Source organism: Pantoea dispersa (assembly GCF_019890955.1).
Classification (GTDB): domain Bacteria; phylum Pseudomonadota; class Gammaproteobacteria; order Enterobacterales; family Enterobacteriaceae; genus Pantoea; species Pantoea dispersa.
This window is the reverse complement of the sequence record NZ_CP082346.1, coordinates 1,095,574-1,114,700: the sequence shown is the minus strand read 5'-3', so window position 1 is coordinate 1,114,700 and position 19,127 is coordinate 1,095,574. Positions and strand designations below refer to the sequence as shown.

14 protein-coding genes are annotated in these 19,127 nt (G+C 60.6%); 2 read left to right on the top strand and 12 right to left on the bottom strand.

All coding sequences use genetic code 11. The annotated features are described in order from the left end of the window. Positions 1 to 15: 15 nt before the first annotated feature. The 7 genes from ispG to K7H94_RS05050 form a co-directional block, all read right to left on the bottom strand. Positions 16 to 1,137 (bottom strand): flavodoxin-dependent (E)-4-hydroxy-3-methylbut-2-enyl-diphosphate synthase, encoded by a 1,122-nt coding sequence (gene ispG / locus K7H94_RS05080; RefSeq protein WP_222951743.1) that lies wholly within the window; start codon positions 1,135 to 1,137, stop codon positions 16 to 18. A gap of 38 nt (positions 1,138 to 1,175) precedes the next feature. Next, positions 1,176 to 2,198, bottom strand: coding sequence for a cytoskeleton protein RodZ (gene rodZ, locus K7H94_RS05075; protein ID WP_150058768.1), 1,023 nt, complete (start codon positions 2,196 to 2,198; stop codon positions 1,176 to 1,178). Next, positions 2,188 to 2,922: a type IV pilus biogenesis/stability protein PilW gene (gene pilW / locus K7H94_RS05070; RefSeq protein WP_058770850.1), complete on the bottom strand. Its 735-nt coding sequence runs from the start codon at positions 2,920 to 2,922 to the stop codon at positions 2,188 to 2,190. The genes rodZ and pilW overlap by 11 nt, the downstream gene beginning before the upstream one ends. Before the next feature lie 75 nt (positions 2,923 to 2,997). Next, positions 2,998 to 4,167 (bottom strand): dual-specificity RNA methyltransferase RlmN, encoded by a 1,170-nt coding sequence (gene rlmN, locus K7H94_RS05065; RefSeq protein WP_021506556.1) that lies wholly within the window; start codon positions 4,165 to 4,167, stop codon positions 2,998 to 3,000. 187 nt (positions 4,168 to 4,354) lie between these two features. Continuing rightward, the gene (ndk, locus tag K7H94_RS05060; protein WP_021506555.1) at positions 4,355 to 4,786 is read right to left on the bottom strand and encodes a nucleoside-diphosphate kinase; all 432 of its coding nucleotides are present in this window, start codon (positions 4,784 to 4,786) and stop codon (positions 4,355 to 4,357) included. 169 nt (positions 4,787 to 4,955) lie between these two features. After that, positions 4,956 to 7,274 carry a peptidoglycan glycosyltransferase PbpC gene (gene pbpC / locus K7H94_RS05055; RefSeq protein WP_338047705.1) on the bottom strand — a complete coding sequence of 773 codons (2,319 nt, stop codon included), beginning with the start codon at positions 7,272 to 7,274 and terminating at the stop codon, positions 4,956 to 4,958. A 6-nt stretch (positions 7,275 to 7,280) separates the two neighbouring features. After that, entirely contained in the window at positions 7,281 to 12,161 is a 4,881-nt protein-coding gene (locus tag K7H94_RS05050) for an alpha-2-macroglobulin family protein (protein ID WP_222951742.1), read from the bottom strand. A 146-nt stretch (positions 12,162 to 12,307) separates the two neighbouring features. Here K7H94_RS05050 and sseA point away from each other — a divergent pair, with 146 nt between their 5' ends. Then, positions 12,308 to 13,147, top strand: a complete 840-nt coding sequence (gene sseA, locus K7H94_RS05045) for a 3-mercaptopyruvate sulfurtransferase (RefSeq protein WP_215800748.1) — start codon at positions 12,308 to 12,310, stop codon at positions 13,145 to 13,147. Between the two features lie 232 nt (positions 13,148 to 13,379). Here sseA and sseB read toward each other — a convergent pair whose 3' ends face one another. The 5 genes from sseB to trmJ all read right to left on the bottom strand — a co-directional run bounded on the left by sseB (position 13,380) and on the right by trmJ (position 18,179). After that, positions 13,380 to 14,147, bottom strand: coding sequence for an enhanced serine sensitivity protein SseB (gene sseB, locus K7H94_RS05040; protein ID WP_058758294.1), 768 nt, complete (start codon positions 14,145 to 14,147; stop codon positions 13,380 to 13,382). A 52-nt stretch (positions 14,148 to 14,199) separates the two neighbouring features. Continuing rightward, positions 14,200 to 15,486: an aminopeptidase PepB gene (gene pepB, locus K7H94_RS05035; protein WP_222951741.1), complete on the bottom strand. Its 1,287-nt coding sequence runs from the start codon at positions 15,484 to 15,486 to the stop codon at positions 14,200 to 14,202. 57 nt (positions 15,487 to 15,543) lie between these two features. Further along, positions 15,544 to 16,713 (bottom strand): IscS subfamily cysteine desulfurase, encoded by a 1,170-nt coding sequence (locus tag K7H94_RS05030; RefSeq protein ID WP_136545942.1) that lies wholly within the window; start codon positions 16,711 to 16,713, stop codon positions 15,544 to 15,546. 89 nt (positions 16,714 to 16,802) lie between these two features. Continuing rightward, entirely contained in the window at positions 16,803 to 17,300 is a 498-nt protein-coding gene (iscR, locus tag K7H94_RS05025; protein WP_031279392.1) for a Fe-S cluster assembly transcriptional regulator IscR, read from the bottom strand. Positions 17,301 to 17,435: 135 nt separating this feature from the next. Next, positions 17,436 to 18,179, bottom strand: coding sequence for a tRNA (cytosine(32)/uridine(32)-2'-O)-methyltransferase TrmJ (trmJ, locus tag K7H94_RS05020; RefSeq protein WP_222951740.1), 744 nt, complete (start codon positions 18,177 to 18,179; stop codon positions 17,436 to 17,438). A gap of 122 nt (positions 18,180 to 18,301) precedes the next feature. Here trmJ and suhB point away from each other — a divergent pair, with 122 nt between their 5' ends. Beyond that, complete coding sequence (suhB, locus tag K7H94_RS05015) at positions 18,302 to 19,105, top strand: inositol-1-monophosphatase (protein ID WP_058758291.1); 804 nt, start codon at positions 18,302 to 18,304, stop codon at positions 19,103 to 19,105. Positions 19,106 to 19,127: the final 22 nt, after the last annotated feature.

The window sequence follows — 19,127 nt, the reverse complement described above, 5'->3', positions numbered from 1 at the left end:
GGCGCACACCGTCCTTTATTTTTCCAGCTGCTGCACGTTGATGCGGCGGCTCTTGTCCAGCATGGTGGCTTTCGCACGGATGCGCGCTTCCAGCTGATCGATCATGTCATTGTTGTCGAGGCGATCGCGCTGGCGCACGCCATCTTCGTAGAAGCCGCTCTTCTTGTTGCCGCCGGTGACGCCGAGCGTCGAGACCGTGGCTTCGCCGGGGCCGTTCACCACGCAGCCAATGATCGAGACGTCCATCGGCGTGATGATGTCTTCCAGCCGCTCTTCCAGCGCGTTCACCGTGCCAATGACGTCAAACTCCTGGCGCGAACAGGTCGGGCAGGCGATGAAGTTGATGCCGCGTGAGCGGATGCGCAGTGATTTCAGGATGTCGTAGCCGACTTTAACCTCTTCAACCGGGTCAGCGGCCAGCGAAATGCGCAGCGTATCGCCAATCCCTTCCGCCAGCAGCAGACCAAGGCCGATCGCTGATTTCACCGCTCCCGCACGCGCGCCACCGGCTTCGGTGATGCCAAGGTGCAACGGCTGATCGATGGCTTTTGCCAGCAGACGGTAAGATTCCACCGCCAGGAACACATCGGAGGCTTTGACGCTCACTTTGAACTGGTCAAAGTTGAGGCGATCGAGGTGATCAACATGACGCATCGCGGATTCGAGCAGCGCCTGCGGCGTTGGCTCACCGTATTTTTCCTGCAGATCTTTTTCCAGCGAACCGGCGTTAACGCCGATACGGATCGGAATATTGTGGTCACGGGCGCAATCCACTACCTGGCGAATACGCTCGTTGTTACCGATGTTGCCCGGGTTAATGCGCAGGCAATCGACGCCGTACTCGGCCACTTTCAGAGCGATGCGGTAGTCAAAGTGAATGTCCGCTACCAGCGGCACGTTGACCTGCTGCTTAATCAGTTTGAAGGCTTCCGCCGCATCCATGGTGGGCACGGACACACGCACGATATCCACGCCGACGCGCTCCAGCTGACGGATCTGATTCACCGTGGCTTCGACGTCCGTGGTACGGGTGTTGGTCATTGACTGAACGGCGATAGGCGCGCCATCACCAACCGGCACCTTGCCGACGTAAATACGTGTAGATTTGCGACGGATAATGGGTGCTTCGTTATGCATATTCTCTCTCCACAATTACCCGGAAAGCGCGCTGCGCGTTATTGCGCACCCAGCGTCAGACGGGCAACCTGGTTATTACGGATAAAACGACTTAAATCAACGGGCTGATTCTGATATTGCACGTCAACCGCACCCGGAGCGCCAATTTTCAGACGATACGGAGCGGTGCCGGACAGGCTGAGTTTACCGCCGCTACGTTGCAATCCGCTGAACAGCTTCTTACCGGTCGCATCGGTGACTTCCAGCCAGCAGTCAGCTTTGAAGTTCATCACCACGGCGTTAGGGTCGCCCGCAGGCTGGCTGACGGCAGCGGTACCGGTTGGCATTGAGCCTGCCGGCACGCTGTTAGCCGGTGCCGGTGAGGTGGCCGCTGGCGGTGCGTTATCAATCGGCGCCTGGCTCGGGGACACCACCGCGTTGTCGCTGCTGGTTGCCGTGTTGCTGCTGGTCGCTGCTGGCGCACTGCTGGTACTGCCAGCGTTGTCTGGCGTGCTGACCGCACCGGCACCGGTGTCAATCGGGGTACCGGCCGCGTTAGTGTCGCTGTCGGTAGTGCTGTCCGTGCTGTTGTCACCCAGCGGAATCGACTGGCTGTTGTCGCTGCTGCTGCCGTTCTGGTCAGCCATCGACACCAGATCCGCCTGCGAGGCTTTATGGTTCTGCCACCACCAGGCGCCGGTCAGGCCGACCACCACGAAAATCACCAGCCAGGTGAAGATCATCAACCAGCCGTCACGCTTTTTACGACGCTTACCCAGTGAGAAGCTCTGCATCGGCTCAATTTTCGCCGCACGCACCGGAGCCTGCTTCGCCATCATCGGCAGCAGGTCATCTTCAGGTACATGCACCAGACGCGCATAAGAGCGAATGTAGCCGCGCAGGAAGGTCGAGGCCAAATCCGCCGGGGATTTATCCTCTTCAATATCACGCACGGTAGAAAGTTTCAGGCACAGGCGCTCAGCGACGTTTTGCTGGGTCAGCCCCATCTGCTCACGGGCCAGACGCAGGCGTTCACCTGTGGAATGTACTGCAGAATTCTCTTGAGTGGCTTCAGTATTCATTAGCTAAATAACGCTGGTACTGTATCGATTGTGGAAAACTTCGCGCCAACCGGTCGCCATAACGTGTAACGTCAGCAGCGTTTCCCTGTTGCGCGGCGAAACGTATCTGTAACCCCAGACTCTCTGCCGTTGCCGGCAAATGCTGATGGTAAACTTCTAAAAGCAGCGGCACTGAAGCCCACTGCTGCTGTTCAAGCCGTCGTTCCACTTCCGTCAGCAGCATACTGCCCTGCTCCGGTGCGGCATCCAGCGCGAGATCGAACTGCTGGCGCGCGGCGCGATCCTCTCCCGCCTGCAGGTAACAATAGCCCGAAAACAGCAGGGCATCCTGAGCGGCATCGCTGTGCTGCGCTTCAGTTGCCAGCTTAAACTGTTGATGCGCTTCGTCATACTGCCTCAAACCGCAGAGAAACGCACCGTAATTGTTAGCCACATAACCATTCAGCGGCGCTAACTGCTGCGCGCGCTGGTAGTAATGGCGCGTCCGGGCGTTATTCTGCTGTGCCTGCGCGACGCGCGCAAGCGCCAGCGGCACCCGGTAATCGCGCGGCGCGGCCTGCTGCGCGCGCAGCAAATTGCGCTGCGCCGCGGCATAATCCTTCACCGCCAGATAGTGCAATCCCAGCTGCAGCCGGATATCGGCCGCGCCGTGCCGCGCCGGTGCTTCGACACACCCGGTTACAACAAAGCCGGCCAGCAGCGCGGCGGGTAATCCTTTACGCATCTCAGTCTCTCCCTGTCAGTTCAGCGCAGAGACTGCCATGCCTGACGCCCGATGCGTAGCAGCGGGCGCGATCTTTCAGAGCGCCTTCACAGAGATGGCTTCACCGGCCATTTTTTTACGCAGCGTACGCTTGGTGCGGTCGATAACATCGCCCGCCAGCTGACCACAGGCGGCATCAATGTCGTCGCCGCGCGTTTTACGCACGATGGTGGTGAAACCGTACTCCATCAGCACTTTGGAGAAGCGGTCGATACGGCTGTTCGAGCTGCGGCCATACGGCGCGCCCGGGAAGGGGTTCCACGGAATCAGGTTGATCTTGCACGGCGTCTCTTTTAGCAGCGCCGCCAGCTCATGCGCATGTTCGGTGCTGTCGTTGACGTGATCCAGCATCACGTACTCAATCGTCACGCGGCCCTGATTGGCGTTGGATTTGCCAATGTAGCGCTTCACCGCCGCCAGGAAGGCTTCGATGTTGTACTTTTTGTTGATTGGCACGATGTCATCGCGGATGGTGTCATTCGGTGCGTGCAGCGAAATCGCCAGCGCCACGTCGATCATATCGCCGAGCTTATCCAGCGCCGGCACTACGCCCGAGGTCGACAGCGTCACGCGACGTTTGGAGAGGCCGAAACCGAAGTCATCCAGCATGATCTCCATCGCCGGTACCACGTTGGTAAGGTTGAGCAGCGGCTCGCCCATGCCCATCATGACCACGTTGGTGATCGGACGCTGGCCGGTCACTTTAGCGGCACCGATAATTTTTGCCGCGCGCCATACCTGACCGATGATTTCAGACACGCGCAGGTTACGGTTAAAGCCCTGCTGCGCGGTCGAACAGAATTTACACTCCAGCGCACAGCCTACCTGCGAGGAGACGCACAGCGTGGCGCGGTCGGCTTCCGGGATATACACGGTTTCCACCAGCTGATCGCCGACGCGAATCGCCCACTTGATGGTGCCATCGCTGGAGCGCATCTCTTCCGCCACTTCCGGCGCACGAATTTCAGCGCGCTGCATCAGCTTGCCACGCAGCACTTTATTGATGTCTGTCATCTGCTCGAAATCATCGCAGCAGTAGTGGTACATCCACTTCATGACCTGATCGGCACGGAACGGTTTTTCGCCCATCTCAACAAAGAATTCGCGCATCTGCTGACGGTTAAGATCCAGCAGGTTAATTTTTTCGTTTTTCGGGGAAACAACCACGGGGGAAGCGGACGACGGCGTCACAATCTGTTCGGACATAATGTTCTCTGGCCTCGTTGTTACACGTTACGGCTCTGGTTAAGAATAGGAAAAAAACAGCGCCCTCGCTGAGCCAGGCTCAACAAGGGCGCATAATTGTACTACATCTGCTGCGTGATGCCAGGGGAACGTCTTAGCCACCGGTTACAAGGTGTAAAGACGCCTGTCCGCATCCGCTACCGCGCACTTAGCGGGTACGTGGGCAGACTTCGTTTTCTGCGAAGAAGTAAGCGATTTCGCGTGCCGCAGATTCTGCAGAGTCAGAACCGTGGGTGGCGTTTTCGGTGAAGCTGTCTGCGTAGTCAGCACGCAGCGTACCGGCCAGCGCGTTGTCCGGGTTAGTTGCACCCATCAGATCGCGGTGACGCTGGATAGCGTTTTCGCCTTCCAGAACAGATACCACAACCGGGCCAGAAGTCATGAACTCAACCAGACCATCAAAGAACGGACGACCTTTGTGCTCCGCGTAGAAGCCTTCAGCCTGCTCTTTGGTCAGGTGCAGCATTTTCGCACCAACGATTTTAAAGCCAGCGCTTTCGAAACGGTTGTAGATAGCACCAATCACGTTCTTAGCGACGGCGTTTGGTTTGATGATGGAGAAAGTGCGTTCGATTGCCATGATTACCTCTGATTAGCATCCTGAAGAAACCGGGAACCCGCTCCCGGTAAGAAAACGCGCCGATTATAGGGAGATCGGCGCGCCTTGCCTATGAGTGAAGAGAGGAATTATTGAAAATAATTGATTTCTGTCGGGGCAAACACGCAAAAAATATGCCATAGCGCTGCGTTTAGCCACGCGTGAAGGACACCGAAGCCAGCTGCCCGGCCTCATCCATCACCACCAGCTGATAACGACCGGGCTCGCGCAGCACCAGCGAGGCGCTGTTTTTTCCCGCCGCCAGTTCCACCGGCTGCCCGTTTAAAAACCACCAGCGCTGCGTACCCTGCCCGCCCTGCACCGCCACCGGCAGCAGCAATACGACCTTACCGGGCAGCGGCTGCACGCGCTGGCCATTGATCACGCCGGTCACCAGCAGCGGCGCGCTGTCCCCCTGATTCAGCGGCGGACAGGTCGCATCCACTGGTGGCAGGCGCTGCGCCCGCCGTTCGCCCGGTGGCAGCCATGGCTCGAGCGGCAGCGGCCACATCACGCGTTCCCGGCTTTGCGCATCCGGACAATCCGCCGCCACGCGCAGCCCTTTGCTGTTTTGCCAGAAGCGCTGGCGTAAGCCATTGACGCCCTCCTGCCCCGGCGCCAGCAGCGTTGGCGGCACGGTCTGATTCAGCACCCAGCTGTAACGCCGCTGCCGGCAGTTCTCGTCGCCGGCGGGCAACGGCTGGCCGCCGGGCCAGCAGATACTGACGGCGCTGACCGTCGCCGGGCGAGGATCGCCGGGCACGCCGCGCGCCGGCAGGTGTCCCGCCAGCAGGTGATTAACCTGCTGCATCACCGGCACCGCCGACGCGTAACCGAACTGGCCGGCAACCGGTGTGGCATCCGGCCTGCCCACCCAGACGCCAATCAGATAGCGTGGCGTGATACCAACGCTCCAGGCGTCGCGATAGCCGTAGCTGGTGCCGGTTTTCCACGCCAGCGGCACGATATCGGCGACCGCCCCGCTGGCGGCAGGCTGCGCCTCACCGGCGAGGATGCGGCGTACAATCCACGCCGCGCCGGGCGACAGTAACGGGCGCTGCAGCAGCGGCTGCTGCGGCAGCCAGCGCAGCTGCGCAGCATTACCGTGACGGGCAAAGGCGCTGTAGGCGGCGACAATGTCGTCCAGCCGCGCGCCGGTGCCGCCCAGCACCAGCGACAGATTCGGTTCACCGCCCGCCGGAAAACGCAGATTCAGGCCGACGTTGCGCAGCCGCGCGGCGACGTTTTTCGGTCCAAGCGCCTCCAGCAGCTGCACCGCCGGCAGATTGAGCGAACGCTGCAGCGCTTCGCTGGCGCTGACCGGGCCGTGAAAGCCGCTGTCGAAATTGCCGGGACGATAGTCACCAAAGCGGCGTGGCACATCCTGCAGCAGCGATTCGCCATGAATCAGGCCTTCATCCAGCGCCATGCCGTAGACAAACGGCTTGAGCAGCGATCCCGGCGAACGCACGCTGGCAATCATATCCACATGGCCAAAGCGGCTGTCGTCATTGAAAGACACCGAGCCGACGTAGCCGCGCACCTTCATGGTGCTGTGGTCGACAACCAGCAGTGCCAGCGAGGTGCGCGGCGGCAGCCGGGTTTGCAGCGACGCAGCGAGGTTCTCCAGTTCGCGCTGCAGCGGCACATCCAGCGTGGAGGTAATTTTGCTGTCGGGCGACAGCGACAGCAGCCGGCGCGCCAGCAGCGGTGCCAGCTGCGGCAGCTGACGCGGCGGCAGCCATACCGGCTCCTGTTTGATTTCGGCGACGGTCTGCGCCGGCCACACCTGATACTGCGCCAGGCGATCCAGCACTTTATTGCGGGCAGCCTCAGCGCGCTGCGGCCAGCGGTCCGGGCGCAAACGGCTGGGTGCCTGCGGCAGCACCGCCAGCAGCGCCGCCTCGCCGCGGGTAAGCTGCGACGCCGGTTTGCCCAGCCACATCCAGCTGGCGGCACCGACGCCCTCAACCGTGCCGCCAAACGGGGCGCGGTTGAGATACAGCGTGAGGATCTCGCGCTTCGACAGATGCCACTCCAGCTGCAGCGCGCGCCACGCCTGCACCACTTTGCCACTCAGGGTACGCGGCTGCGGATCAATCAGCCGCGCCACCTGCATGGTCAGCGTGCTGCCGCCGGAGACAATGCCGTGCTGCAGCAGGTTTTGCCCGACGGCGCGCACTATCGCCAGCGGGTTAATGCCGGGATGGTGCCAGAACCAGCGGTCTTCGTAGGCCAGCAGCGCCTCGATATAGGCCGGTGACACCTCGTCCAGCGTCACCGGATAGCGCCACACACCCTGTCGATCGGCAAAGCGCCACAGCGGCGTGCCATCTTCCGCTACCACCACCCGCGCCGGCTGTAACTGGCGCAACGGCAGCGGATCGAGCCGGTCCAGCAGCCATACTGCGCCCATCAGCAGCAGTAGCAGCAGCGCCAGCCCGCACAGGCGTCGGTGGCGCTGCGTCACGGGCGCTTAACGCACATGAAGTTTTTCCGGCGTGGTGCCGATGGCGCGCCACGCGGGCACATACATCGACTCCACCTGCGGTGGCGGCAGACGATAACTGCCCGGCGTCACTGCGCGCGCCAGATACAGCAGCGTGCCGGGCGTGTAGCCATCCAGCGCAAGAGCGGCGACAAAGCGGTCGTCGCGGAACTCAAGATGTTTAATGTTTGCCTGCTGCATGTCCATCATGCTCTCTTTCAGCGCATCGGCACTGTCGCCCAGGCTGGCGCTGCTGTCGCTCAGGTTTTGATTTTCCAGCTCCAGCCCGGCCGGCAGCAGATCCACCACCAGCGCATCGCTGACGCGCTGACTGGCACCCACCTTCAGCCGCACCACCAGCAGCTCACCGCTCTTAAGGTTATTGAGATCAGCCGGTTTGCCGTCCAGCGTGAAGTATTCGCGACTGATGCTGAGCACATTGCTGACCGGTGACGGCGCGGTGCGCGGATAGCCGACCACATTGAGCGTACCGTACAGCGGCGACGGTGTGTCGCTGGTCACCGTCAGGCCCTGCTGCAACTGCTGCGCGCTCAGCCCGAGACTCAGCGGTCGATCGCTGCGCAGCGACTGGTCCTGCAGTGTGGCCTGCCAGGCTTCACCCGGATGCTGCTGCAGCGTCCGCGCGGCAAGGAACAGCGCATTGTTCTCCTGCGTAGAGAACCAGCGCTGCCCGTGCAGCGTTTGCGCCAGTTCAATCAGCAATGGCCCCTGCTGCTCCGGCAGCAGCTGATTTTCCGTCAGCAGCGCCAGCGTTAGCGCGCGGTCACGCAACGGACTGCCGTAATCGCCCAGCCACATGTCAGGCTGGCGTTGCAGCGCGATGCCCTGCATCAGCGCCAGCTGCGCGCGCTGCGTATCGCCCATCTGCTGCAGCGCCACGCCAAGCTGCACCAGCGCCAGTCCGGACTTCGCCTGGGCGCGTTGGTCATACAGCGCCCGCAGCGCGCCGAGCGGCGCCTGCTGCTGACGCGCCAGCACCAGCCCCGCGTAGGCCTGCACGCTAAAACGCAGCGCATCGGCATCGCTGCTCCAGCTGGTTTCGATTTGTGCCGGATCCTGCAAATAACGCAGCAGGCGCTGGTCGGCGCGATTAATCACGCCCTCCGGCACGCTGTAGCCCGCTTCGCTGGCGCGCAGCAGGAAGTCAGTGACGTAAGCGGTGAGCCAGAACTCCTCGCTGCTCTCTTTGCTCCACAGGCCAAAGCTGCCGTTACCGCGCTGCATGCCGGCCAGGCGCGCAATGCCGGTGTCGATTGCCACGCGGCGCGCCTCATCGCTGCTGGTTTTGATGCCCATCGCGCTGAGCTGGGCGTGATTGGTGAAAAGTGAAGGCCAGATACCGCTGGCGGTCTGCTCCAGACAGCCATAGGGATAAGCGTAAAGCTGGCTGATGTAGCTGGCGATATTCAGCGGCGGCTGAGAACTCAGCGACAGCTGGCCGCTCAGCGTGCCAGCCTGCAGGCCGTTGAACGCGCTTGCCATCACCTGCCAGCGCTGCCCGCTGTTCATTACGTTATCGAAACTCAGGGTTTGCGCCGGATAAGCCGGACGCACGCCAATCTTCCAGTGGCGCACGCTCGGTGCCAGCGTCTCGTTCGGCAGGCTCAGCCCCGAAACGGTCACCTGCACGTCGCCCTCACCAAAACCGTCCTGCGCTTTAACCGGAATCGCCAGCGTGGTGCGCGCCCCTTTCGCCAGCTGCACCCTGGCCGGGATTTGGCCGTTGAGTGCAATCAAACCACTTGCGTTAACCGCGACGTTCAACGTTTGAGGTTGATCGGTAAGGTTGGTCAAATCCAGCGCCAGTGTTGATTGATCGCCGCTGGCAAGAAAGCGCGGCGTCGCCAGTTCGCTTACCAGCGGTGCGGCGACCACCATTTTACGATCTGCCGCGCCGAAACTGTCTTCGCTCCACACCTGCGCCATCAGCCGCAGCTCGCCGTTAAAGGCCGGTACCGGCAGTTCCAGCGTGCCCTCGCCGCTGGCATCCAGCGTCACCAGCTGCAGCTGCTGCGCCACAATCTGCGCTTCGGTGACCGGCTTTTTACCGCCGCGCGACAGCGCATCGGCATCATCCCCGTCACCGCCAAAACGCAGCGCCGCCAGTTTGCCTCCGCCCTCAATCAATTGCCCGAACACGTCATACTGATCGGCGTTGTAGCGCTTGCGGCCAAAGAAGCCGTTCCACGGATCGGGGGTGGCATAGTCGGTAATGCTCAGCACGCCGCTGTCCACCGCCGACAGCAACACCTGCACCTGCTGCGGCAGCGCACCGCCTTCGCGGCGTGCTTTAACCTTGACTTGCACGGTTTGTTCCGGCCGAATCCTGTCCGGTGCCTCAAGCGCCAGCGTCAGGCGGCGCGCGGCGGTTGCCATCGGCAGATGCAACAAGCCGACCGCGCGTTTTGGCGTGGTGCCGTTCGCTTTGTCGCCGTCGCGCACCACAATCGCGCTGAGATATAGATCGTGGCGTTTCCACTCCGCACTGACTGGCACATTAATGGTTGCGCCGCCCGCCGGCACATCCAGCGGTTGCCACCACAAGGTGCCGCTGCTCGACTCCACCAGCAGATAGCCTTTGCCGGCCGCCGGGGATTCCACCGTGACACGCGCGGTGTCGCCGGGTTGATAGGCGGCTTTGTCGATCTTCAGTTTGACCTGATCTGGACGCAGCGCGCCGGTGCCGTTGGTGTTGTCCTGCCACCAGTAACCTGCCTGGAAACGCACGCTGCTGACGATGTTGTCACCGGCATGCACTTCAAGACGATAGGTGCCCCACTCCACCGGGAAGCTGACTTTCTGACTGCCGCCCGCCGCAATGCTGATGCGCTGCTGCTCTTCCTGCAGATCTTTCTGGTCAAAGCGTGACTGCCAGCCTTCGCTATCAGAGAAGCTCCAGAAGTAGTCGCGACGTTCGTGGATCAAACGCACATCAAGATCCTGCGCCGCCAGCTTTTCGCCCTGCGCATTGGCGTACACCACGTCAAATTCGGCGAGGCTATTTTCCGGCACGGTTGGCTCATCGTTATAACGATCGGTGCGATAGTCGTACACCGATTCGCTGTTAAACAACGGACGAATGCCCGGCAGCGCGGCCGCAGGCCAGATCGCTTGCGTGGTGCGGCGCGTTACCGGACGACCGCCGGTCTCCAGCAGGCTGGCCTGCAAAATCAGGTTGAGCGGAGAGTGGCTCTCCGCCCAGCTGCTTTCGACCTTAAGCTGCAGCCTGCCGCTGTCGTCCAGCTTTTCATCCACATCATCAAGGCTTCGTTTCAGTTCCTCCGTGATGTCGCCAAACTGATAACCTGGCAACGCAGCGACCGCTTCACGCGCCGGGCGCAGGAACAGCTGGCCTTGCAGTTCGTTGCCTGCCGCTGGCGCGCCATACAAATAACGACCTTCGATATCAAAGGTGACGTTGGCATCTGGCGACAGGGGCTGAGTGTTGCTTTTAAGCGACAGCGCCATCCGTTCTGGCAGGAAATCTTCTACATTGAACGGCCAGCTGCGCGGCTGGTTGTCGCCGCTGTTAATACGCAGCGTCCATTTACCGGTCATCGCCGAGGCCGGTAAGGCAAAACGTTGTTGATAAACGCCGTTCTCTGGCTGCCAGACGAAGGTTTGTGCCACTTCACCATTCGGCTGCACCACTTCAGCTTTCACCGGCTGCGGCGGCAGTGGTTTGCCATCGGCATCGCGCAGCAGCGCATTAACGATGACCGTTTCGCCAGGGCGATAGAGATCGCGCGGGCCAAAAATGAAGAACTGTTTGTCGTAGCCTTGCGGGCCATCAATCGGGAATTCGGCCAGATCCAGCGCCGGGCGATTAAGGTCGATGAGCGAAGTCTGGCCTTTACTGGTCGCCAGCAGCAGCTTGCCTTTGGCGTTAGCCGCTAAACGCAGATGACCCTCGCTGTCGCTGCTGCCGCTCGCCAGCTGTTGGCCTTTTTCATCCAGTAGCTGCACGCTGACATCCGCCAGCGGATCGCCACTGGCGAGGCTTTGTGTAAACAGTTCCAGCTGGGTGGGAAAACGGTGCAGCGACAGACCAATGTCGCTCAGGGTGAACAGTGTCGCCGGTTGCGTGTAGTTGTAGGTGCCGGCCTGTTTCATCACCGCCAGATAGACACCCGGCTGTTTCAGCGCCGCGACGTCGCCGAGCGGCAGCTGCATTTTTTCCCGCGTATTGCGTGCCGGGTTGAGATCGAAGCGGCCGCTGTAAACCAGATCGGCGTTTTTCAGCAGATCGCGCGATTCCCAGTACGACAAATTGTTGCCGTAATTCCACTGGGCGAGAAAATCCGCCAGCGAGGCATTTTTCACCCGGAAGAAATCAACATCGATCTGGTTAACGTTGAGCGCCAGCACCGGCAGTCCCTGCGCCAGGCGCAGCGGCAGCAGCGAGCCACGACTGGCGAAACCGACCATCGGCTGGATGTCGCGCGTGGTGAGTGTCTGGCTGAATGGGCTGGCTAAGGTACTGCCATCCGCGGCCTTCAGGCCGGCATTGACGGTGACGGTGAGCTTGCGCGCCGGCTGCGGATGACGGAAGCGCAGCACTTTGCCGTTCTGCGCCAGCTCCCAGCCTCCGTCGACCTTGCCGCTGCTGTCATCGGTGAGGCTGATCCAGTGGTTAAAATCCTGCTGACCGTCGAGCGCGCGGTTAAAGGTCAGTACCAGCGCCGCCGCGCCGTCCAGCTGCAGCTCGGACAGGTCGATCACCGCAAGAGCGCGTGTCGCGGCCTGCGGCGCAGGCGTATCAGCCGCCTGCAGCGACGGCTGCGCGCCGCCCAGTAATGCGCCGCCGATCAGCACGCTGAACAGCAGTCGTTTTACACATCTTGCCATGGTAATTCCCTCACCAGCCCCAAAAGGTTAAACGTGTTGTGCTGCGCAATTTCACATCAAGCCGCCAACTTTAGCAATGTTACCCTTGAGATAGCCTTCACATTCCCGGACACTGGGCCTTTGCCGCTGATGGAGAAGAGGTTGCTATGACAGCCATGTTTGTGTCCGCTGATTGGTTGAATGAACATTACCACGAAGAGCGTTTGCAGGTGCTGGATGCCCGCATGCTGCCGCCAGGTCAGGAAGCGGTGCGCGATATCACGGCGGAGTATCTGGCCGGGCATCTGCCGGATGCGCCTTTTTTCAACATCGAAGCGCTGTCCGATCACACCAGCCCGTATCCGCATATGATGCCGCGCGCAGAGACCTTTGCCGTGGCGATGCGCGAGCTGGGCATCAGCCAGGATAAGCATCTGGTGGTGTACGACGAAGGCAATCTGTTTTCCGCGCCGCGCGCCTGGTGGATGCTGCGCGCCTTTGGCTGTGAGCAGGTGTCGATTCTGGCGGGCGGCCTGCAGGGCTGGAAAGCCGCTGGCTTCAGCCTGGCTACCGGTCCGGTTGATTTGCCTGAGGGCGAGTTCGACGCGCAGTACGACAGCAGCCAGGTGAAGCGCCTGACCGATGTCCTGCTGATCAGCCACGAGGGCGGCGCGCAGATTGTCGATGCGCGCGCGGCCAACCGTTTCAATGCCGAAGTGGATGAGCCGCGTCCCGGCCTGCTGCGCGGCCATATCCCGCACAGTCTGAATATGCCGTGGAACAATCTGGTGGCCAACGGTGAGCTGAAACCGGCCGCCGAGCTGCGCGATCTGTTTGCAAAGGCAGGGATTAAGCTGGATCAGCCGATTGTCGCCAGCTGCGGCTCCGGCGTGACGGCGGTGGTGGTGATTCTGGCGCTGACCGCGCTGGGCGTACGTGACGTGACGCTGTACGACGGTTCGTGGGGAGAATGGGGCAGCCGCGACGATTTACCGATTGAGAAATAAGTGTATCCGGTCGCCGTGAACGGCGACCCTACACGTAGGGTGCGCATTTATGCGCACCTGGGTGAAATCGGTGCGATTTTGATGACGCATTTATGCGCACCTGGGTGAATCGGTGCAATGTTGATGACGCATTAATGCGCACCTGGGTGAAATCGGTACAATGTTGATGACGCATTTATGCGCACCTGGGTGAAATCGGTGCGATTTACCGGCGCACTGATGCGCACCGGCACTAAATAATCCGCTGGCTGCCTTTGAAATCGCGCAGGAAACTGCCCCAGCGGCGCTCATAAAACGGCGTAATGTGCGCGGTGAAGAAATGGCTGACACCCTGCTCATTACTGACCACTTCACAGATATCAATTGGCGCGTCATCGGGCAGCGTATCAGTCGCCACGCTGCCGGCCGCCTGAATAATCGCATCAATATCGCTGTCGGCTTCAATCCCAATCAACAGATTCGCCTGTTCATCGGCACGCTCACGAATGCTGGCAACGTAGGCGCGACGCACCTGTTTGTATTTCGCAAACAGCTGGGTCAGCGAATCGATCATCTGCGCTGGCGGCTCGGCCACTTCGGACAGCAGCAATGCATGACCGCCCTCCAGCACCGTTTGCTGGCTCAGCGCACTGCCCTCTTCGCCCAGCAGATGCGCGATCTCGCCGGGTGAAAACTCTTTGCCGGCCGGCAGTTTCGGATTGAGGAACAGCGTTTCGCCCAGCGTCATTTCAAACAGCGTGCGCGTCGGTAAACGCAGGTACGGCTGCTCACCCTGGATGGCTTCGCTCATCGCTGCTTCTGAGGTAAAGAAAGGGATCACGCTGCCGCCGCCCTCTTTCTCCCAGTGCTGTAATTCTACCGGCGAGGTGGCATCAAACTGCTCCGCGGGACTTTCGCCCGGCACCCAGACATCGGCCTCCAGCAATAGCTGAAAAAATTCCGGACGGTGCGCAGGCTCGGTGGCCGCCAGCTTCAGCACCTCTTCAAGACGGTTACTCATAAGGGATAGGCTTCCAAAAAAGACGGCAGGTTGCAGCCTGCCGTTGTCGGGATTATTTCAGTAACAGATTGGCAATGGTCCGCACGCCAAGGCCTGTCGCACCGGCGGACCACTGATCCACCGCGCTTTTGCGATAGGTCGCGGAGCAGTCAATGTGCAGCCAGCCCTGCTGATAGTTGCTGACGAACCACGAGAGAAACGCTGCCGCGCTGCTGGCGCCCGCCGCGTGGGCTGCGCTGGCGATGTTATTCAGATCGGCAAAATTGGACGGCAGGTGGTTGCGGTGGAACTCGGCCAGCGGCAGACGCCAGAAGGCTTCGTTTTCGCTGGTGGCGCTGCCCAGCAGCGACTCCGCCAGCACGTCGTCAAAGGTAAACAGCGCATGATAATCGTTGCCCAGCGCGGTTTTGGCGGCACCGGTCAGCGTGGCCGCGTCAATCAGCAGCTGCGGGCGCTGTTCGCTGGCGTCAATCAGCCCGTCGGCCAGCACCAGACGCCCTTCGGCGTCGGTGTTCATCACTTCAACGGATTTCCCGTTGCGATAGCGGATGATGTCGCCGAGGCGGAACGCGTTGCCGCTGACCATGTTATCGGCGCAGCACAGGAACAGCTTTACGCGCTTATCCAGGCCGCGCGCGATCGCCAGCGCCAGCGCACCGGTTACCGTTGCCGCGCCGCCCATATCGGATTTCATCGAATCCATGAACGCGCTCTGCTTCAGGCTATAACCGCCGGTATCAAAGGTGATGCCTTTGCCCACCAGGCAGGCGTACACCGGCGTGCTGTCGTCGCCGCCAGGGTTAAAGTCCAGCGTCAGCAGCACCGGCGGACGCGTCGAGCCGCGGCCTACGGTATGAATCCCGGCATAGCCCTGCTCACGCAGATCCTCACCTTTGATGATGCGATAGCTCACCGCGTCACCGCCTACTTCGCTGATCATATCGATGGCGCTGTGCGCCAGCTGCTCCGGACTGAGATCTTCCGCAGGCAGGTTGATGGTGTCGCGCACCCAGTCAACGATCTTCAGGCGCCGATCGAATTCGGCCTGATCGGCCTCACTCAGCGTCGGCCATTCGACCTGACGCTCGCCTTTCGGGCTGCGGAAACCCTGCCAGAACGCCCAGCATTTCTCCAGATCCCAGCCTTCGCCGCTCAGCGCGACGTGGCGAATGCCCTGACCGTCCAGCTTGCGTCCGGCACGTTGAATGCTCATCAGCGCATCGGCACCGGTCAGGTGAACGGTCATGCCACTTTCATTGCTGCTCAGCAAGGCTTTCTCGCCCCAGCGCGCGTCGGCGGCCTGGGAGCTGAGCGTAATCGTCATGGGTTGTGTTGTCATCGCGTGGCTCCGTTTGCGTTTGTTATCCCTGCGCACTGACCGGCGCAGGGCGAAAATTTAGCGGGAAGTGGCCGGCGTCAGCGCCCGTAAGCGCGTTACTGCCTTATGTACCACCCCGATGGCATAATCGATCTCTTCCTGCGTGGTAAAGCGACCCAGCGAAAAGCGCAGCGAGCTGTAAGCCAGCTGCTGATCCACGCCCATGGCGCGAAGAACGTAGGAAGGTTCAAGGCTGGCAGAAGTACAGGCGGATCCCGACGACAGCGCCAGATCTTTCAGCGCCATGATCAGCGATTCGCCATCGACGTGGGCAAAACTGATATTGAGGATATTCGGCGCGCCCTGTTCGAGTGAACCGTTGAGCTGTACGTCGCTTAGCGTGCTGATGCCCTGCCACAGACGATGGCGCAGCGTAGCCAGGCGCGCGCTCTCGTCCGCCATCTCTTCGCGCGCGATGCGATAGGCTTCGCCCATGCCGACAATCTGGTGCACCGGCAAGGTCCCCGAACGCATGCCGCGCTCGTGACCGCCGCCATGCATCTGCGCGTCGATCTGCAGTTTTGGTTTACGCCGCACCCACAGCGCGCCGATGCCTTTCGGCCCGTACAGCTTATGCGCTGAGAACGACATCAAATCCACCGGCAGCGCGCTGACATCGAGCGGCAGTTTGCCCACGCTTTGCGTGGCGTCCACGTGGAACAGGATGTCGCGCGCGTGACACAGCGCGCCCAGCGCGGCGATGTCCTGAATCACGCCGGTTTCATTATTGACGTGCATCAGCGACACCAGCACGGTGTCGTCGCGCAGTGCCGCCTCCAGCATCGCAGGCGTGACGATGCCGTCCGCGCCGGGCTGCAGAAAGGTGACGTCAAAGCCTTCGCGCGCCAGCTGAGCACAGCTGTCGAGCACCGCTTTGTGTTCGGTCTGACTGGTGATGATGTGTTTACCACGCGCCTGATGCTGCTGCGCCGCGCCTTTGAGCGCCAGGTTATCGGCCTCGGTGGCACCGGAGGTAAACACGATTTCGCGTGGATCGGCGTTGATCAGTTCGGCAACCTGGTTGCGTGCCACGTCAACGGCCTCTTCAGCCTGCCAGCCAAAACGGTGGGAACGGGAAGCGGGGTTACCGAAGGTGCCATCCAAAGTGAGGAACTGCATCATTTTGCTGGCGACACGCGGATCCGCAGGCGTTGTCGCTGCGTAATCCAGGTAGATCGGTAATTTCATTGCGCTAAAACTCCGTATAAAAAATCATACGTCTTTATAGCACGATTCAGCCTCTCCTGGGTTAACAGCAGAGGCTGAACGGGAGAGGATCAGGCGCGCAGATTGACGTTGATGGTTTCCTGCACGCGATGCTGCTGGAAGCGACGGTTATCAACGCTGTTCTGGCGATCGGCCACGTCGAGGATCTCCTGGTTATTCACCAGTTCCGCCAGCGTGATGTTGTTGAGGAAATCGCTGATGCGCTCGCTCAGGTCGCGCCACAGAACGTGGGTCAGGCAGCGCTCGCCGCCCTGGCAACCCTCTTTACCCTGGCATTTGGTGGCGTCAACGGATTCGTCCACCGCGGTGATTACCGCGCCAACTGCAATCGCCCCGGCGTCTTTGCCTAACAGATAACCGCCGCCCGGACCCCGCACGCTGGCCACCAGACCGTGCTTACGCAGACGCGAGAATAACTGCTCCAGATAGGAGAGCGAAATGCCCTGACGCTCTGAAATATCGGCCAGCGGTACCGGGCCCTCGTGCGAGTGCAGGGCAACGTCCAGCATAGCGGTTACGGCATAACGTCCTTTGGATGTCAGTCTCATAGCATACAACCTCGTAAGCGTCCGCCAGCGAGTCGGCGGGTTATCTGAAGAATGGAGGCCAGTCTGACATTCCCGAGTATTTTGGTCAACTATTTAACCGAGTATTTCGCTCAACTATTTAACCTAGTGTTTTACTCAACTATTACCCTTGTCGTTTTTGGGTTTTTCAAACGACGACAGCATGCCGCGCAGAATGTTGAGTTCATCGCGCTCCGGACGCGCACGGGTATAGAGGCGACGCAGTTTGCTCATCACCTGGCTCGGTGTGCCCTGGCGGATAAAGCCGCTGTTCAGCATCATCTGCTCGATGTGCTGATAGAAGCGCTCCAGATCGTCAACCAGCGGATACGGTGAGGCTTCGTACTGCGGCTGCAGACTGGCTTTCTCCTGCGCGTCCAGCCACGCCATGCGCACTTCATAGGCGATAATCTGCACCGCCATCGCCAGGTTGAGCGAGCTGTACTCCGGGTTGGCCTGAATGGCGACATGATAGTGGCACTTCTGCAGCTCTTCGTTGGTCAGGCCCACGCGCTCGCGACCAAACACCAGCGCCACCGGCGCCTGCTGGCCCTCTTCCACGCTTTTGATGCCGCATTCACGCGAGTCAAGCATCGGCCACGGCAGCGAGCGCGAGCGTGCGCTGGTCCCCACCACCAGGCTACAGCCGGCAATCGCCTCATCCAGCGTATCGACGATCTTCGCCTCACCGATCACATCGCTGGCACCGGCAGCCAGTGATATGGCCTGCGAATCCGGTTTCACCAGCGGATTGACCAGATACAGGTTGCTTAAGCCCATGGTTTTCATGGCGCGGGCAACGGAACCCATGTTGCCGGTGTGCGAGGTTTCTACCAGTACGATTCGGATATTTTGCAGCATAATAGATAGCGATAAGGAAATGATGGCGCGCATCCTAACATAAAAGCAGGACATTTGCTGAACACCCTGATATACTCCGCGCCGTTTTCACCCCGTTCTTTAACATCCAGTGAGAGATACCGATGCATCCGATGCTCAACATCGCCGTGCGCGCAGCGCGCAAGGCCGGAAATTTAATTGCCAAGAATTATGAAACCCCGGACGCCGTCGAAGCCAGCCAGAAAGGCAGCAACGACTTCGTTACCAATGTTGACCGCGACGCAGAACGTCTGATTGTCGAAGTGATTCGCAAATCCTACCCGCAACACACCATCATCACCGAAGAAAGCGGTGAGCTGGCGGGCGACGATCAGGATGTTCAATGGGTAATCGATCCACTGGATGGCACCACCAACTTCATCAAACGTCTGCCCCACTTTGCTGTTTCTATCGCCGTGCGCATCAAAGGCCGCACCGAAGTGGCGGTGGTTTACGATCCAATGCGTAACGAACTGTTCACCGCGGTACGCGGTCAGGGCGCGCAGCTTAACGGCTATCGCCTGCGCGGCAGCACGGCGCGTGACCTCGACGGCACCATTCTGGCTACCGGCTTCCCGTTCAAGCTGAAGCAGCACGCTACGCCGTTCATCAACATCGTGGCAAAACTGTTTACCCAGTGCGCTGATTTCCGCCGTACTGGCTCTGCTGCGCTGGATTTGGCCTATGTGGCCGCAGGTCGCGTTGACGGTTTCTTTGAGATTGGCCTGAAGCCATGGGATTTCGCTGCCGGTGAACTGCTGGTGCGTGAAGCGGGCGGTCTGGTGACCGATTTCACCGGTAACCACGGCTATATGCTGTCTGGCAACCTGGTGGCCGGTAACCCGCGAGTGGTGAAGGCGATGCTGGCCAGCATGCGCGAAGAACTGAGCGAAGCGCTGAAGCGCTAAGCAAAAAAGGCGGCTAAATCAG

Excerpts from the sequence above, each read along its gene's own strand:
- ndk (WP_021506555.1), bottom strand. The coding sequence starts at position 4,786 with ATGGCAATCGAACGCACTTTCTCCATCATCAAACCAAACGCCGTCGCT.
- iscR (WP_031279392.1), bottom strand. The coding sequence starts at position 17,300 with ATGAGACTGACATCCAAAGGACGTTATGCCGTAACCGCTATGCTGGAC.
- K7H94_RS05050 (WP_222951742.1), bottom strand. The coding sequence starts at position 12,161 with ATGGCAAGATGTGTAAAACGACTGCTGTTCAGCGTGCTGATCGGCGGC.
- suhB (WP_058758291.1), top strand. The coding sequence starts at position 18,302 with ATGCATCCGATGCTCAACATCGCCGTGCGCGCAGCGCGCAAGGCCGGA.
- K7H94_RS05030 (WP_136545942.1), bottom strand. The coding sequence starts at position 16,713 with ATGAAATTACCGATCTACCTGGATTACGCAGCGACAACGCCTGCGGAT.
- ispG (WP_222951743.1), bottom strand. The coding sequence starts at position 1,137 with ATGCATAACGAAGCACCCATTATCCGTCGCAAATCTACACGTATTTAC.
- trmJ (WP_222951740.1), bottom strand. The coding sequence starts at position 18,179 with ATGCTGCAAAATATCCGAATCGTACTGGTAGAAACCTCGCACACCGGC.
- rlmN (WP_021506556.1), bottom strand. The coding sequence starts at position 4,167 with ATGTCCGAACAGATTGTGACGCCGTCGTCCGCTTCCCCCGTGGTTGTT.
- sseB (WP_058758294.1), bottom strand. The coding sequence starts at position 14,147 with ATGAGTAACCGTCTTGAAGAGGTGCTGAAGCTGGCGGCCACCGAGCCT.
- pepB (WP_222951741.1), bottom strand. The coding sequence starts at position 15,486 with ATGACAACACAACCCATGACGATTACGCTCAGCTCCCAGGCCGCCGAC.
- pilW (WP_058770850.1), bottom strand. The coding sequence starts at position 2,922 with ATGCGTAAAGGATTACCCGCCGCGCTGCTGGCCGGCTTTGTTGTAACC.
- rodZ (WP_150058768.1), bottom strand. The coding sequence starts at position 2,198 with ATGAATACTGAAGCCACTCAAGAGAATTCTGCAGTACATTCCACAGGT.
- sseA (WP_215800748.1), top strand. The coding sequence starts at position 12,308 with ATGACAGCCATGTTTGTGTCCGCTGATTGGTTGAATGAACATTACCAC.